The sequence below is a fragment of the Rhodoblastus acidophilus genome (assembly GCF_025961575.1).
Lineage (GTDB): Bacteria > Pseudomonadota > Alphaproteobacteria > Rhizobiales > Beijerinckiaceae > Rhodoblastus > Rhodoblastus acidophilus_C.
The window spans coordinates 134,186-149,399 of the sequence record NZ_JAOQNX010000004.1; the positions used below are offsets into that span (position 1 = coordinate 134,186).

The 15,214-nt window shown below is 66.7% G+C and carries 16 protein-coding genes; 7 read left to right on the forward strand and 9 right to left on the reverse strand.

The genetic code is table 11. From position 1 onward, the window contains the following. Nucleotides 1-116 precede the first annotated feature (116 nt). Entirely contained in the window at nucleotides 117-1,550 is a 1,434-nt protein-coding gene (gltX, locus tag M2320_RS04195) for a glutamate--tRNA ligase (protein WP_264596193.1), read from the reverse strand. An 81-nt stretch (nucleotides 1,551-1,631) separates the two neighbouring features. Here gltX and M2320_RS04200 point away from each other — a divergent pair, with 81 nt between their 5' ends. The 3 genes from M2320_RS04200 (at nucleotide 1,632) to M2320_RS04210 (ending at nucleotide 4,745) form a co-directional block, all read left to right on the forward strand. Then, nucleotides 1,632-3,824 (forward strand): ComEC/Rec2 family competence protein, encoded by a 2,193-nt coding sequence (locus M2320_RS04200; RefSeq protein WP_319801855.1) that lies wholly within the window; start codon nucleotides 1,632-1,634, stop codon nucleotides 3,822-3,824. 66 nt (nucleotides 3,825-3,890) lie between these two features. After that, nucleotides 3,891-4,298, forward strand: coding sequence for a hypothetical protein (locus M2320_RS04205; RefSeq protein ID WP_264596194.1), 408 nt, complete (start codon nucleotides 3,891-3,893; stop codon nucleotides 4,296-4,298). A 111-nt stretch (nucleotides 4,299-4,409) separates the two neighbouring features. Next, nucleotides 4,410-4,745, forward strand: coding sequence for a hypothetical protein (locus tag M2320_RS04210; protein WP_264596195.1), 336 nt, complete (start codon nucleotides 4,410-4,412; stop codon nucleotides 4,743-4,745). A 210-nt stretch (nucleotides 4,746-4,955) separates the two neighbouring features. Here the strand turns inward: M2320_RS04210 and lexA are convergent, their stop codons facing one another. Next, nucleotides 4,956-5,654, reverse strand: a complete 699-nt coding sequence (gene lexA / locus M2320_RS04215) for a transcriptional repressor LexA (protein WP_184429124.1) — start codon at nucleotides 5,652-5,654, stop codon at nucleotides 4,956-4,958. Nucleotides 5,655-5,915: 261 nt separating this feature from the next. Between lexA and M2320_RS04220 the strand changes: the two genes are divergently transcribed. After that, nucleotides 5,916-6,251, forward strand: a complete 336-nt coding sequence (locus tag M2320_RS04220) for a hypothetical protein (RefSeq protein ID WP_264596196.1) — start codon at nucleotides 5,916-5,918, stop codon at nucleotides 6,249-6,251. Nucleotides 6,252-6,267: 16 nt separating this feature from the next. Here the strand turns inward: M2320_RS04220 and M2320_RS04225 are convergent, their stop codons facing one another. Next, complete coding sequence (locus M2320_RS04225; RefSeq protein WP_264596197.1) at nucleotides 6,268-7,131, reverse strand: ATP-binding protein; 864 nt, start codon at nucleotides 7,129-7,131, stop codon at nucleotides 6,268-6,270. A 66-nt stretch (nucleotides 7,132-7,197) separates the two neighbouring features. Between M2320_RS04225 and M2320_RS04230 the strand changes: the two genes are divergently transcribed. Beyond that, on the forward strand, nucleotides 7,198-8,127 hold the full coding sequence (locus M2320_RS04230; protein WP_264596198.1) for a hypothetical protein: 930 nt from the start codon (nucleotides 7,198-7,200) through the stop codon (nucleotides 8,125-8,127). Between the two features lie 10 nt (nucleotides 8,128-8,137). Here the strand turns inward: M2320_RS04230 and M2320_RS04235 are convergent, their stop codons facing one another. Beyond that, nucleotides 8,138-9,235, reverse strand: a complete 1,098-nt coding sequence (locus tag M2320_RS04235) for an Mrp/NBP35 family ATP-binding protein (RefSeq protein WP_264596199.1) — start codon at nucleotides 9,233-9,235, stop codon at nucleotides 8,138-8,140. Nucleotides 9,236-9,365: 130 nt separating this feature from the next. Here M2320_RS04235 and M2320_RS04240 point away from each other — a divergent pair, with 130 nt between their 5' ends. Together M2320_RS04240 and M2320_RS04245 are read left to right on the forward strand one after the other, a co-directional pair. Next, nucleotides 9,366-10,715, forward strand: coding sequence for a (Fe-S)-binding protein (locus M2320_RS04240; protein WP_264596200.1), 1,350 nt, complete (start codon nucleotides 9,366-9,368; stop codon nucleotides 10,713-10,715). An 88-nt stretch (nucleotides 10,716-10,803) separates the two neighbouring features. Next, entirely contained in the window at nucleotides 10,804-11,019 is a 216-nt protein-coding gene (locus M2320_RS04245) for a hypothetical protein (protein WP_264596201.1), read from the forward strand. Here the strand turns inward: M2320_RS04245 and fabI are convergent. From fabI to M2320_RS04270, 5 genes are all read right to left on the reverse strand, one after another. Next, nucleotides 11,009-11,836: an enoyl-ACP reductase FabI gene (gene fabI, locus M2320_RS04250; protein WP_264596202.1), complete on the reverse strand. Its 828-nt coding sequence runs from the start codon at nucleotides 11,834-11,836 to the stop codon at nucleotides 11,009-11,011. The two genes, M2320_RS04245 and fabI, sit on opposite strands and share 11 nt — an antisense overlap. 66 nt (nucleotides 11,837-11,902) lie before the next feature. Beyond that, nucleotides 11,903-12,559, reverse strand: a complete 657-nt coding sequence (locus M2320_RS04255; protein WP_264596203.1) for a 3-oxoacid CoA-transferase subunit B — start codon at nucleotides 12,557-12,559, stop codon at nucleotides 11,903-11,905. Then, complete coding sequence (locus tag M2320_RS04260) at nucleotides 12,549-13,214, reverse strand: CoA transferase subunit A (protein ID WP_264596204.1); 666 nt, start codon at nucleotides 13,212-13,214, stop codon at nucleotides 12,549-12,551. The genes M2320_RS04255 and M2320_RS04260 overlap by 11 nt, the downstream gene beginning before the upstream one ends. A 61-nt stretch (nucleotides 13,215-13,275) precedes the next feature. After that, nucleotides 13,276-14,469, reverse strand: a complete 1,194-nt coding sequence (chrA, locus tag M2320_RS04265) for a chromate efflux transporter (protein ID WP_264596205.1) — start codon at nucleotides 14,467-14,469, stop codon at nucleotides 13,276-13,278. Further along, the gene (locus tag M2320_RS04270) at nucleotides 14,412-15,050 is read right to left on the reverse strand and encodes a glutathione S-transferase family protein (protein WP_264596206.1); all 639 of its coding nucleotides are present in this window, start codon (nucleotides 15,048-15,050) and stop codon (nucleotides 14,412-14,414) included. Before M2320_RS04270 ends, chrA begins: the two co-directional genes overlap by 58 nt. Nucleotides 15,051-15,214 lie beyond the last annotated feature (164 nt).

Sequence of the window (15,214 nt, forward strand, 5' to 3'; positions counted from 1 at the left end):
TCACCGGGAGGGCTGGACGGTAGAGCCGCGTCAATTGTGCGCCGCCCTGACTAGCTTAGTTGCGGGCCTGGGGCAAGATGACGCGCCTTAGACCAATGGGCGCCGCGCGGCGGCGCTCAGGCCGCCGCGTCCGCAATGCGACCCAGCGCCTCCTCGCGGCCCAGAACCTCGATCACGTCGAAAATGCCCGGCGAGGTCCCGCGCCCGGTCAGCGCGGCGCGAAGCGGCTGCGCGACCTGCCCAAGTTTTGCGCCGGTTTCCGCCACATAGGCGCGCACCACCTCTTCCGTGGCCGCCGCCGTCCAGTCCGTCAGCGCCGCGAATCGCGGAGCCAGCGCGGCGAGATGCGCCTTGGCTTCGGGTTTTAAAATCTCGGTCGCCTTGGCGTCGTAGCTGAGCGGGCGCTGCGCGAACAGGAAATTTGCTCCGTCGGCCAGTTCGACCAGGGTTTTGGCGCGCTCCTTCAAGCCGGCCATCGAGCGCAGGAGTTGCGCCTTTTTCGTCTCGTCGACCTGCGCGGCAAGCGCTTCGCCATTGGGCAGATAGGGTAGCGTCTCCAAAAAGATCGCCAGCAGCGCCTCGTCCGAAGTCGCGCGCATATACTGGCCGTTCATGTTTTCGAGCTTGGCGTAGTCGAATCGCGCGGGCGAACGGTGCACCTGGTCGAGCGAAAAGGCTTCGATCAGGTCGGGCGTCGAAAAGAATTCGCGGTCGCCCTGGCTCCAGCCGAGCCGCGCCAGATAATTGCGCAGCGCCTCCGGCAGATAGCCCATGGCGCGATAGGCGTCGACGCCGAGCGCGCCATGGCGCTTGGACAGTTTTGCGCCGTCCGGTCCGTGAATCAGCGGGATATGGGCGAAGGCGGGAACCTCCCAGCCCATGGCCTGATAGATATGTGTCTGCCGCGCGGCATTGGTGAGATGGTCGTCGCCGCGGATGATCTGGGTCACCCCCATGTCGTGGTCGTCCACCACCACGGCCAGCATGTAGGTCGGCGTCCCGTCCGAACGCAGCAGGATGAGATCGTCGAGGTCCTTGTTGGGGAAGCGGACCTCGCCCTGCACCTTGTCCTGGATCACCGTTTCACCCTCGCGCGGCGCCTTCAGCCGCACCACGGGCTTGCGGCCTTCCGCAAGGGCGTCGGCTTCGGCCTGGGTGCCGCCCAGCTCGCGCCAGCGCCCGTCATAGCGCGGCGGGCGCCCCTCTTTGCGGGCGAGATCGCGCATCTCCTCCAGCTCCTGGGCGCTGGCGTAGCATTTGTAGGCCGCGCCCTTGGCGAGCATGGCCTCGGCGACCTCGCGGTGGCGGCCGGCGCGGGCGAATTGGTAGATCGTGTCGCCATCCCAGGTCAGCCCCAACCATTGCATGCCGTCGATGATCGCGGCGATGGCGGCGTCGGTCGAGCGTTCGCGATCCGTGTCCTCGATGCGCAGCAGCATCTTGCCGCCCTGTTGGCGGGCCAGCAGCCAGTTGAACAGGGCGGTGCGCGCGCCGCCGATGTGCAGATAGCCGGTGGGCGAGGGGGCGAAGCGCGTGATCATCTCGGACATTTTCCTTCGGTTTCGCGCGGCCGGTTGGTGTCGCGCCGCGCGCGCCCCTCCTAGCATGGGGCAAACGCGCAAAAAAAGGGGCTGACGACGAGCGCATCGGGAGACTTTTTCGCGCGCGCCCCTCTCGGCCGCGCGCCGGGCTTTGCCGCACGAGCCTTTATTGACACATTTGGCGCGCGGATCGCCGCGGCTTTTGAGGAGGAATGGAGCGAGCGGCGGTTCTTTCTCTGGCTGCCGGTTTGCGCCGGGGCAGGGGCGATCGCCCATATTCTCGCGCCGACCGAGCCCCGCCTTTGGCTGATCGCCGCGCTCTCAGCCGCCTTCGCCCTGTTTGCGGCGCTCGCCCGCGCCCGCCGCGCGCTGATGCTGCCGCTGATCGCGCTGGCCGCTTTCTTCGCTGGCCAGGTTTTTGCCGGCTGGCGCGTGGCGCGGGTGGACGCGCCCGTGTTGCAGCGCGTGTTCATCGGCGAGGTCGCCGGCTTCGTCGAGGAAGTCGACCCTCGTCCGCAAGGCGCGAGAATCGTTTTGCGCGTCGCCGAAATGGAGGGCGTGAGTCCCGGCGCGACCCCATTCCGCCTGCGGCTGAGCACACGCGGCCCGCCGGGCGTCGCGGCGGGCGATTTCGTCGCCGCCAAGATCCGCGCCCTGCCGCCGCCCAAAGCCTCGCTGCCGGGCGGCTACGATTTCGCCCGCGACGCTTTTTTCGCGCGCATCGGCGGCGTCGGCAGTCTTTTGGGCGCGGCGGAGAAGATCGCGCCGCCGCCGGCGCCGCCGCCCGCAAGACTGCGCTTTTTCGCCGCCATCGACCGCGCGCGCAACATCTTGGCCCAGCGGGTCTATCAGGCGGTGGGCGGCGACAACGGGGCCATCGCCGCGGCCATGGTGACCGGCAAGCGCGATCTGTTGTCCGAAGAGGCGCGTGAAACCATTCGCCGCGCTGGCATTTTCCACATCATCACCATCTCAGGCGTGCAGATGACGCTGGTCGCGGGCGTTTTCTTCGTCGGCTTTCGCGCGCTGCTCGCCCGGATTCCCGTCCTCGCCCTGAATCACCCGATCAAGAAATGGGCGGCGGCGCTCGCCATGGCGGGCGCCTGCGGCTATGCGCTGTTCACGGGCTCGCGGGTCGGCTCGGAGCGCGCGCTCTATATGACGCTGATCCTGCTCGGCGCCGTGCTTGCCGACCGTCCGGCGCTGACCATGCGCAATCTCGCGCTCGCCGCCCTCGTCGTCCTCGTCACCGAGCCGGAAGCCCTGCTCGGCGCGAGCTTTCAACTGTCCTTCGCGGCGGTGGCGGCGCTGGTGGCGGTCTATGAAGCGCGCGCGCGCGCCCGGCCGCCCCCGGGCGAGGCGGAAGGCTGGCGGGCGGCGCTGAACTCGGGCGTGGGCGGCGCGCTGGCCGCCACCTTTTGCGCCACCTCGGCCACGGCGTCGTTCATGGCCCATGATTTCCACGAACTCAGCCCTTACGTGCTGATCGGCAATCCGCTGACGCTCGCGTTGATCGAATTTTTCGCGGTGCCGGCGGCGCTGCTGGGCTCGGCGCTCGCCCTTGTCGGCCTGGACGGCCCGATCTGGGCTTGGCTGGGCCTGGGGATCGCGGCGATCATGCGCGTCGCCGGATGGATCGGCGCGGCGCCGGGGTCGAATCTAGCCCTGCCGGCCTTCGCACCCTGGTCCATCGTGTTTCTGTCGCTGGCCGTGTTGTCGGCGCTGCTGTGGCGCAGCCGTCCGATGCGCCTCACGGCCTTTCCCTTGTTGGCTCTTGGCCTGGCGGGCGCGGCGAGCGGCGAAAAATTCGATATCGCCGTTCCGCCGACCGGCGACAGCGCCGCGTTGCGGGACGCGAGCGGTGCGTTGGCGACCCTCGGGCGAAGCCGGAACGCCTTCGCCGCGGAGCAATGGCTGCGCGCCGACGGCGACGACCGGCAAAAGCCCGAAGCGGCGGGCCGCTGCGACAAGCTCGGCTGCGCGGCGCTCGCCCGCAATGGCGCGGCGGTGGCGCTGGTGCTGGAGGCCGAAGCCTTTCCCGAGGACTGCGCCCGCGCCAAAATCGTGATTACGCCGCTCGACGCGCCCGATTATTGCGCCGCGCCGATTGTCCTCGACCGCGCAAGGCTCGCGACAACCGGGGCGGTGGCGCTGCGATTCGAGGGCGAGACCGTCGTGTGGCGCACGGCTCGGGCGCCCGGCGAGGACCGTCCGTGGTCGCGACCGCCCAAATCGCGCTGGCGCGGTTTTGCACGCGGCGCCCCGGCGGGAGAGGCGTTTTGAGGCCAAGCTTGCCGCGGCGATCACATTTCTGTTATCACTAGGGCTGAGCTCAATCGAAGGACGCCAATGTCGGGCCGAATTGTACATCTCGCCGATTACATCCTCGACGATCTCAGGATGATCCCCCGGGCTTGCGACCTGCTCGACCGCGTCAGCGCCAATGCCGACGCGTTCTATGGTGAGCGCGACACCCTGCCGCCGGCGCTCGGCTGCGCCTGGGAGCCGCTGATGCGCGCCGCCGTCGATTTCTGCGAGCGTCTGGCCGCGCGCTACAACGGCCTCGTGCTCGAAGAGGATTTCGAGGACCTCGACCTGCTCGATGTCGTCTTCGACGACGAGGACATCGCCGTCCTCAAGATTTTTGCGCGCGATCCGGCCTGCGCCCGGGTCGCCCCGGACGCTTTGGACATTGTGCGCCAATGCCGCCACATCCAGGCGCTGCTGCACGCGGAAAACGCCCGCGCCGCCGCCTAGAGCGCTTAGGTCTACGCATTTTCTTCACGCGACCCTCGTTCGCTCGAAAATGCTCTAACGACTTATTTTTGCGCGATCTCGGCGATCGCGGATTGACGGGCGAGCTTCGCCATGGCCTCATGGCGCAACGAGGGCTTTTCGATGACGAGCAAGAGCGAGTTGCGGGAACGCGTGCGCAAGGTCGAGGCGCTTCGGCGCGGGGCCGTCACCGAGGGCGAGCGCAAGGCGGCCGAAGCCGCGCTGGCGCGGCTGCAAGCCAAGCTGGACGAACCCCGCCACCCCGATCGTCCCGGAGCGACGCTGCATTTCAGCATGTCCAGCCACATCCCCAGTTTTCCCGGCGGCTTTCCGGGCTCTTGGCCGGTTCAAATCTTCATGTCGCTGTGTGTCGTCGCCATGGCGTCGGGCTTGGCGGTCATGCGCGGCAGCGCGTCCCGCCGCCCCTGATCGGCCGTTATCGGCTCCGCGAGCACGCGACAACCGTTAAGCGATTCAAAAGAGTATCGTCATGGCCGTGCTTGTACCGGCCATGAACGCGGCGCGGCAAGGCGACTCGTCAGGGCGTTTCTTCGTATCGGATGCAGCTCCCCGCACCGCGATCGGCGCGACCCTCGCTCATCCGCGCGCATCAATCTGCGCGAACCCCGACCCATCGCGTCAATATTTCCGCACCAGTGAAACCAGCCGGCCCTGGATGGCGACGCGGTCCGGCCCGAAAATGCGCGTCTCATAGGCGGGATTGGCGGCCTCGAGCGCGATCGACGCCCCGCGTTTGCGGAGGCGCTTCAATGTCGCCTCCTCCTCGTCGATCAGGGCGACGACGATGTCGCCGGATTCCGCGGTGTCCTGTCTTTTGATGACCACGGTGTCGCCGTCGAGAATGCCCGCCTCGATCATCGAATCGCCGCGCACCTCAAGCGCGTAATGTTCGCCATTGCCGAGCAGGTCTGGCGGCAGCGAAATCGAATGCGAGCGGGTCTGCAGGGCGGAAATCGGCGTGCCCGCGGCGATGCGGCCCATCACGGGGATTGCGACATTGTTCCGCTCGGCCTCTTCGCCGGCCTGGATCGGCCGGACCTTGCCGAGATTGCCGGGAATCACGCTCGGCTCGAATTTCCCGCGCGGCGTCGAGGGCGTGGCGGATTCGGGCAGGCGCAGCACCTCCAGCGCGCGCGCCCGGTTGGGCAGACGGCGAATGAAGCCGCGCTCCTCCAAGGCCATGATCAGCCGGTGAATTCCGGATTTGGAGCGCAAGTCGAGCGCGTCCTTCATTTCGTCGAAGGACGGCGGCACGCCGCTTTCCTTCAGGCGCTGGTTGATGAAGCGCAACAACTCGCTTTGTTTCTTCGTGAGCATGAACGACCTCAAGCAGCGACCACGCGGACCTTCTCCCCGCTTCGCATTGAGTTAGCGGAGGGAATCGCTTAAACAAATCATGAACGGACGTTATATGTTCCCTCTTGGTTCTGCAAGAAGAATGTTGATCTGAAGTAAAAACCGACTCGTCTTTCGTCAATCTTGGTAACGCAACCCTATCAATGGTTACGTTACGTGATTGACAAAACGGCGACCTTGACTCCGCGCCGATTCGGCAACGCCAATGGAGACGGGGGACAGATGCGGAGATTGGGCGAGAGGCCGCTGACGGGCGCGCAAAAGCAGAAACGCCACCGCGAAAGACTCAAGGCGCGGCTGGCCGAGGCGGATTCGCTGAAGGCGCGCGAACAAGCCGTTGGAGGCGACATTCTCGCTGTCATCGCCTTCTATCGCGACCTGCTGCGCGAGCTCGGCGCGAGCGCGCAAGAGGCGGAGCAGATCGCCGGAGGTCCCGGATTTCAAGACGATATTGTCGCGCTGCTGCGCCTGCGTGGTCAGGCGGCGCTCGACGCGTTGCGCCGGCCGCCGCCCTCGGCGGGGACGAGCCTGCTGGCGCGTCTGCAGGGCGCCCGCTGATCTCGGCGCGCGCCGATCAGTCCAGCGTTTTTCCCAAGCGGCCCGCGAGGTCCTGAATATATTGGAAGGCCGTGCGGCCCGAGCGCGAGGCGCGGGTGATCGCCCATTCCAGCGCTTCCGCGCGAATCTGCTCCGCCGGCGCCTCCAACCCGTAGCGCGCGACATAGCCGAACACCATGTCCAAGAATTCGTCCTGGTTGCACTTGTGGAAGCCGAGCCACAGGCCGAACCGATCCGACAGCGACACTTTTTCCTCGGTCGCCTCGCCGGGATTGATCGCGGTGGAGCGTTCGTTGTCCACCATTTCGCGCGGCAGCAGGTGACGACGGTTGGAGGTGGCGTAGAACAGCACATTGTCCGGGCGCCCCTCGATGCCGCCCTCCAGCGCCGCCTTCAGCGACTTATACGAGGCGTCGCCGCTGTCGAACGACAGGTCGTCGCAAAACACGATGAAGCGATGCGCATCCTCGCGCAGCAGGCCCATCAGCAGCGGCAGAGATTCGATGTCCTCGCGGTGGATTTCGATCAGCTTCAGGCCGCGATAGGCTTTCGTCCCCGCCAGCCGCGCATCCACCTCCGCATGCGCCGCCTTGACCAACGACGACTTGCCCATGCCGCGCGCGCCCCACAGCAGCACATTGTTTGCGGGCAAGCCTCGCGCAAACCGCTCTGTGTTGCCCAGAAGCTGGTCGCGGGCGAGATCGACGCCGCGCAGCAGCGACAGTTCGACCCGGCTGACTTTTCGCACGGGAGACAGCATTTGGCTCTCGGCGCGCCACACAAAAGCCTGCGCGACATCGAAGGCGGGCTTTTTCGGCGGCGGCGGCGACATGCGCTCGAGGGCTTCGGCGATGCGCTGGAGGAGATAAGTGTCGGTCATGCCGGCTCTATGCCCCCTTTGTCGCCCAAGCTCAACTTTTTCGCGTTTGCGGCCTATCATGGCGCCATGAGCGCTCCGTTGATCAATCGCCGCCTGCTGCTGCTCGGGGCGCTGTCCGCGCCGGCTTTTGCCGCGCCGTCGCCGAAACGGGCGGAGATCGCCTTCCAGGTGGATGACGCGCGCCTGCGCGCCCTGTTCGCCCGCCGCCTGCGCGAAAGTTTGGAGCGGATGTTCGGCGCCACGTTTTTCGCCGAGATTTCGGCCGAACCGGCGGGGCTGACGGTGAAATTGCGCCGCCCCGAGGATGTCGAAAAACTCGAAGCCGCAGTGGCGCGCCTTCCAGGCGAGCCGAAGCTCGGCGGCCTCAAGGGCGGCGTGGTCCGCCTCGACTGGAGCGCGGCGGCGCTCGACGCGCAGGCGCGGATCTGGCGCGACCGGGCCAAGAAAATGCTGGAAAAGCCGCTCAATCCGCGAAAGCCTGTGTTCACGGACAAGGACGACCGGAATTTTGTGCTCGGTGTCGAGGGCATGGACCGGGCGCAATGGCTGGCCTGGATCGGCGCGCGCATCGATCTGTTCTTCCCGGCGACGTTTTCCATGGCGCCGGTCGTCCCGGCGGGCCCGACGACATTTGCGCCGCGTGCGTTCCCGCACGCCAATCTGAGCACGAGCATCGCGGTCGACCCCGCCAAATGGCTCGGCGACGAGGACGACATTTTTCGCGCGCGCGCGGACGGCGACAAAATTGTGCTGGAGCTGACCCGTCCAGGCGCCGATCTGTTCGCGTCGAAAAACCTGCCGGGCGCCGACAAGACCGCTTATGCTCTGATGTTTGACAAAGCTCTGGCAGCGCTCTGCGCGCTCGACGGCCCCGCGCGGGACGGCGTGATGACCTTCCGGATCGAGCGCGGGCTTGGGGCGGCGGAGCTGGCCGAGCTGATCGCGGTCGGCGGCTCCGCGCCGGCGGTGAAGCAGGTCGACGCCCGCTTCACCTGAGGTCTTTCAGCTACCCGATGGAAATCTTCGGACCCTTTGGCGCCTCGGCGGCCACCGCGTCGCGCACCTTTTCCGCCAGCGCCATATAGGGCGCGGCTTGCGGCGAGTCCGGCGCCGTCGCCACCACCGGGCGGCCGTCGTCCGAGCCTTCGCGGATCGCCATGTCGAGCGGCGCTTCGCCCAGGAACGGCACGCCGGCCTTTTCCGCCGCCGCCCGCGCCCCGCCATGGGCGAAAATCTCCGAGCGTCCGCCGCAATGCGGGCAGAGGAAATAGGACATGTTTTCGAACACGCCGAGAATCGGCACGTTCACCTGATTGAACATGGAAATGCCGCGCCGCGCGTCGATCAGCGCGAGGTCCTGCGGCGTCGACACGACAATGGCGCCGGAGAGTTGCGCGTTCTGCGCGAGGCTCAGCTGCACGTCGCCGGTGCCGGGCGGCATGTCCACGACGAGAATGTCGAGTTCCCCCCAGGCGACGTCGCGCAGCAATTGCGAAATCGCCGACATCACCATGGGGCCGCGCCACACCACCGCCTGATCCTGGGCGATGAGGAAGCCGATTGACATTAATTGCACGCCGTACTTTTCCAGCGGAATCATGGTCTTGCCGTCCGGCGAGGTCTCCGGCCGCTGGTCCAGCGCGAAAAGTTTCGGCACGGAGGGTCCGAACACGTCGGCGTCGAGCAGGCCGACCTTCAACCCGAGCCGCGCCAGGCCAATGGCGAGATTCGCCGCCGTGGTCGATTTTCCCACGCCGCCCTTGCCGGAGGAGACGGCGATCACCCGCTTCACCCCCTCCTGTCCCGGCCCCTTGGAGGCGGGATGCGCGGGCTGGCGGGCCGGCGGGGCTGCGCCGGGAGCGCGTTCGGCGGTGAGCACGACGCTGGCGCCGGCGACGCCGGGCAGGCGGCGCAGCGCGGCTTCGGCGGCGGCGCGCATCGGCTCGGCGCCGCGCGCCTGGGCCGGCTCGACCGCGATCGACACGAACACTTTTCCGTCACGGATGGAAATGCCTGAGATCGCGCCGGTTTCCGGAAGGGGCGTGCGCCCGTCCGGTCCCGCCACGCCCCGCAAAACCGCGATCACATCGTCATTGTTGAACATTTGCGCCTTGCCCTCGCCAATCCTGACTGCATCTGAGGAGGACGCGCGTCCCTGTCAACCCGCCTCCTGGACCTGCGGCCGCCGCAGCGCGCGAAAAGCTGTGGCGGGTTTCTTGCTTGGTCGTCATGCAATGAAAACGCATCTGGACTGGTCGGGTTACGACACTTACGGCATTGGCGACGCCTATTCGGGCATTCCCACGCGCGGCGGCAATTACGCCAAGGCGGTGGCGGTGTGCATGCACAATCGCGAATGCCAGCGCGAGGGCAGGGGGGTGATGTGCCCCTCCTACCGCATCACCCATGACGCCGCCCAATCGACGGAGGCCCGGGTCGCCGCCTTCAAGGCCGCGCTCAACGGCGACTATGGCGAAAACGCCTTCGCGGCGCCGGAATTGGCCGCCGCCATGGACCTGTGCGTGTCCTGCAAGGCCTGCAAGAAGGAATGTCCCAGCGCCGTCGACATGGTCCTGATCAAGACCGAATTTCTGGCGCAGCGCAACGAGGTCGCCGGCATCCCTTTCCGCAATCGCCTGATGGGCGGCCTGCCCGAATGGCTGGCCCGCTGGCGCGGCGCGCTGCGGCTTTTGGCGCTGGCGCGCAACGCCTTTCCGCCGCTCGCCTGGGCCGGCGAAAAGTTTTTGGGGCTTACCGCGAAACGGCCGTTGCCGCCGCCCGCCAAAAAACCGTTTGAAGACCCGGGACCGCAGGGCTCGGGCGAGCGCGGCGAGGTCGTCCTGCTGGTCGACACCTTCGCCCGACATTTCGATCCGCTGGTGGCGGAAAGCGCGATCAAAGTGCTGGTCGCCGGCGGCTATCGCGTCTCCATCGCCAAACCCGCGCCCGACGATCCCGAACCGAATCGCGGCCTGTGCTGCGGGCGCACCTATCTGTCGATGGGCATGGTGTCGAAAGCGCGGTTCGAGGCGCAGCGCATTCTGAAGGCGCTGGCGCCGGCCTTTGACAGGGGCCTGCCGGTGATCGGCCTCGAGCCGTCCTGCCTGCTCTCGATGCGCGACGAATTCTTCAGCCTGGGCCTCGGCGCCGAGGTCAGCCGGCTCAACAAGAACCTCTATCTCCTCGAAGAATTCCTCGCCCGCGAGGCGCAGCGCAAGGGCCTGAAACTGCCGCTGAAAAAGCGCGACGGAAAAGTGGTCGTCCACGGCCATTGCCACCAGAAGGCGTTCAGCGTGATGAAGACGCTGAAAAAGACCCTGGCGCTGATCGAGGGGCTGGAGGTCGAAATTCTGGAGACCGGCTGCTGCGGCGGCGCCGGCGCCTTCGGTTATGAGGCCGAACATTTCGAGCCCGCGCGCAAAATGGCGGAACTGGCCCTGCTGCCGGCGGTGCGGACGGCGGCGCCGGAGGACGAAGTGGTGGCCGACGGTTTCTCATGCCGCCATCAGATCGCCGACGGCGCCGGGAGAAAACCGGTCCATATGGCGGTGCTGCTCGCCTCGCTTCTTGTGGAAAACACCTAGAGGAAATGCGTTCCCTTGCGTGGCGGCGCGTGTTTCCCTGAGCTTGGCCGCACAGCCGTTTTCATGACAACACGATCGGGAGGCGCAGATGGATGAGTCCGAGATCGCGCTGCGGGACATCGCCGCGATCCATCTTCGTTTCGCGCTTGCCGATCTCATGATCGGCGCCGGCAAGCCAGACGTCGCCCGCGCGCTCGATCATCTCCGCGAGGCTGACGCCTGCCTGCAAGTCTTGCTCATGGCCAGGGGCGAACCCGCCGGGGAGCCCAGACGAGGCGCGCCGCCGCCGCCCCTCACGCCATGATATGCAGGCCGGCGTCGACATAAATGGTGTCGCCGGTCATGCCGGAGGAGGCTCCGCCGATCAGGAACGCCGCCACGCGTCCGATTTCCGCGATGTCCACCAGGCGTTTGCCGGGGCTGCGCGATTCCGCCATGTCGACGAGATCGTCGAACCCGGCGATGCCGCTGGCCGCGCGGGTGCGAATCGGCCCCGGCGACAGCGCGAAGACCCTTATGTCGCTCGGCGCGAGCTCCGCCGCGAGATAGCGGGTCGAGGATTCCAGCGCCGCCTTGACCGGCCCCATCACATTGTAATGGTGGACGACTTTTTCGGCGCCGTAATAGCTCATGGTCAGGAGCACGCCGCCCTCGGTCATCAGCGGCTCCGCCAGACGCGCCATTTCGATGAAGGAATGGACGGAGACGCGCATGGCGCGCTCAAAACCTTCGCGCGAGGAATCGACAAGCCGGCCATGCAGGTCGCCGCGGGGCGCGAAGGCGATGGAATGCAGGACGAAATCGAGCCGGCCCCACTCCCGCGCGATCGTTTCGAACACGTTTTCGAGTTGGCCCGGCTGCTCCACGTCGAGCGGCAGCAGCATTTTGGCTTCGATCTGCTCCGCGAGCGGCTGGATGTGCGGCTTGGCCTTCTCATCGGGGAAGGTCAGCGCCAGTTCGGCGCCGAACCCACGGAATTTCGCCGCGCAGCCATAGGCGATCGAATTTTCGTTGGCCACGCCGACGACCAGCCCGCGCTTGCCCTTAAGCATGTCGCCGATGCGGTCGTCGGGGTCCCATACCTTCTTAAGCGGATCGATCTTGCGCTGATGGGCGTCCATGCCTGCCTCGCCGCGGATAAAATCGAACGGAACAAGTCTGGCGCCGGATTGTGACCGCCGTAAAACTCAGTCCAAAAAAACCATTTCCGGCACATCGTCGGGAATGATCAGCTTCGCCGAGGTCGCCGCGACGATCTCCTCCACCGCCGCGCGCGGCGCGCGCTCGCGCAGGACGAGTCCATCCTCGGTCGGCTCGATCACCGCGAGATCGGTGACAACAAGCGTGACGCGGCGGTTGGCGGTGAGCGGCAGCGTGCAGGTCGGCACGATTTTCGGCCGTCCCTTGGCGGTGTGCTGCATGGCGACGATCACGCGCCGCGCGCAGGCGACGAGATCCATGGCGCCGCCCATGCCCGGCACCATTTTTCCCGGCACCACCCAATTGGCGAGATGGCCCTTTTCGTCCACCTCCAGCCCGCCGAGCACGGTGACGTCGAGATGGCCGCCCCGGATCAGCCCGAAGGACAGGGTCGAATCCACGGTCGCCGCGCCGGGCACGGCGGTGATGAAGGAGCCGCCGGCGTCGGTCAGCTCCTCGTCCTCCATGCCCTCGGGCGGGCGCGAGCCCATGCCGACAATGCCGTTTTCCGACTGGAACAGAATGCCCAGGTCGGGATCGATGTATCTGGCGATGCCGGTGGGAAGGCCAATGCCGAGATTGACCAGCGTTCCCGGCCGCAGTTCCCGCGCGACGCGGCGCTGGATGATTTCCTCAGGCGACACGATGCGCCTCCCTGCGAATGAGATAATCGACGAGCACGCCGGGCGTGTTGACATTGTCGGGGGAGATGAGCCCGACCGGCACGATCTCACGCGACTCCGCGATCACGGTCGCGCCCGCCGTCGCCATCACCGGATTGAAATTGGTCGCCGTCAGCTCATAGGTGAGATTGCCGACGAAATCGGCGCGGTCGCAGTGGATCAACGCGAATTCGGCCTTCAGCGGCGTCGCCAGCAGCCAGTCCTCGCCGTCGATCTCGATGACCCGCTGGCCCTTGGCGGCGATGGTGTTGAGGCCAGTGCGGGTGAGCACGCCCCCCAGCCCATAGCCGCCGGCGCGAATACGCTCGGCGAGCGTGCCCTGGGGGACGAGGTCGACATCGATGCGCCCCTCGATCATGCCTTTTTGCGTCTCGGGATTGGTGCCGATATGCGAGGCGACGACCTTTGCGATGGCATTGGCGCGTATGAGGCGGCCGATGCCGAAATCCGGCTTTCCCGTGTCGTTTGCGATCACGGTGAGATTTTTGCGGCCAGCGGCGACCAGCGCGTCGATGATGCGATGCGGGCTTCCCACGCCCATGAAACCGCCGATCATCAGGACGGCGCCGTCCGGAACCATCTCCGCCGCCTGCTGCGGCGAAATAGCCTGTTTCATGCCGCGCTCCTCCCTATTTTTGTGTAGCGGGCAATTTTTGCAGTCTATCCGGGGGCTATCGTCAGGGCAACGCCTGAGCCGCGACCGCGCCGCCGAGCACGACCGCCCAGGGCGGGGCCTTGGCGAAGACCAGCAGGGCGAAGGCGCCGGCGGCCAGCAGGGCGTCGCGCGGCGAGAAAATCGCCGAGGTCCAGATCGGCGTGCAAAAAGCGGCGAACAGCAGTCCGACCACGGCGGCGTTGACGCCGGCGAGCGCCTGGGAGGCGCCGGGATGGGCGCGGATCTGCGCCCAGAATGGCAGGGCCGCAAACAACAGCAGCACGCCGGGCAGGTAGATCGCGGCCAGCGCCAGCAACCCGCCCCAAACGCCGTCCATGACGGCGCCGAGATAAGCGGCGAAGGCGAACAGCGGTCCGGGCAAGGCCTGGGCCGCGCCATAGCCGTCGATGAAGGCGGACTCGCCGATGAAACCCGGCGCGACCAGCGCCTCGCGCAACAGCGGAAGCACCACATGGCCGCCGCCGAACACCAGCGCGCCGGACCGGTAAATGGCGGCGAGTTTTTCGGCGCCCGGCGACAGAGACAGCGCCAGCGGGCCAAGCAAGAGCAGCAGGAACAACGCGCCCGCGAAAAAGCCAACGCGGCGGTCCACAAGAATGTCGAGCGCGGCGGGCGCGGCTTGCGGCGGCAGCGCCGCCCATCCGGCCGCCGCCGCTCCGACGAGCGCGCCGATCTGTCCGGGCGCGCCGGGCAGGGCCAGCGCCAGGGCGGCAGCGGTCAGCGCCACGGCGGCGCGGAAAAAATCGGGGCAGAATTTGCGCGCCATGGCCCAGACCGCCTGGGCGACCACGGCGACCGCGACGATCTTCAGCCCGTGCAGAAAAGGTTTTGAATTCATCAGGTTCAGCCCGAGGGCGAACCCAATCATCAGCGCCGCCGAGGGCGCGGTAAAGCCGGTCCAGGCGGCGAGGGCGCCGCAAAAACCGGCGCGGCGCATCCCGAGGCAGAGGCCGACCTGGCTCGAGGCCGGCCCCGGCAGGAATTGGCACAAAGCGACAATGTCGCCAAAAGTCTTGTCGTCGAGCCAGCGCCGCCGAACCACGCATTCGGCGTGAAAATAGCTGAGATGCGCGACCGGGCCGCCAAACGAGGTGAGCCCGAGGCGCAGAAAGGTGAAAAAAACCTCGCGGATTGCGCTCAGAGAGTCTCCCAGCGTTCGATCACCCAGTCTTCCGCCTTGGCGCCCTCCCGCCATTGTTCATAGGCGGGATGCGCCAGCAGTTTTTGGGCATAGGCCTGCGCCTTGGCCGAAATCGGCAGATTATAAATGTGCAGTCGCGTGGCGACCGGCGTGAAAAAGGCGTCGGCGGCGCTGTAGTCGCCGAACAGGAAGGGGCCCTCGGCCTGCGAAAAGATCGCGTCGATGCGGGCCAGATTTTCGCGCGCTGTGTCGTCGAGTTCGAGCGGTTTTGCGCGCGGGGCGCGGCGGAAATTGGTCGGGCAGGCCTGCCGCAGCCCCTGAAAGCCGGAATGCATTTCAGCGCAAAGCGCGCGTGCGCGAGCGCGTTTCTGCGCATCCGCGGGCCAGACGTTTTTGTCGGGGAAACGCTCGTGCAAAAATTCGACGATGGCGAGCGAATCCCAGACCGCGAACCCGTCGTCCACCAGCACCGGAACTTTTCCGGTCGGGGCGAAGGCCAAAGCCTGTTCGCGCGATCCCTCCGCATAGAGCGGAATGACTTTTTCGACGAAGGGGATTTTGAGGGCGGTCATCAGCAGCCAGGGCCGCGCCGACCAGGAGGAATAAGCCTTGTTGCCGATGAGAAGGGTTAGCATGTGAACCCTCCGGCCATCGCGCCCTCCGAGCCCAGTCCGTCATGCCCGGGCTTGTCCCGGGCATCCACGCCGGACCGCGAGGGAAAATTCTGCGACCGCTCGCGCTGCGGCGCCGCGTGGATGGCCGGGACGACGCCCGGCCATGACGACATGGAGTTGTGTGG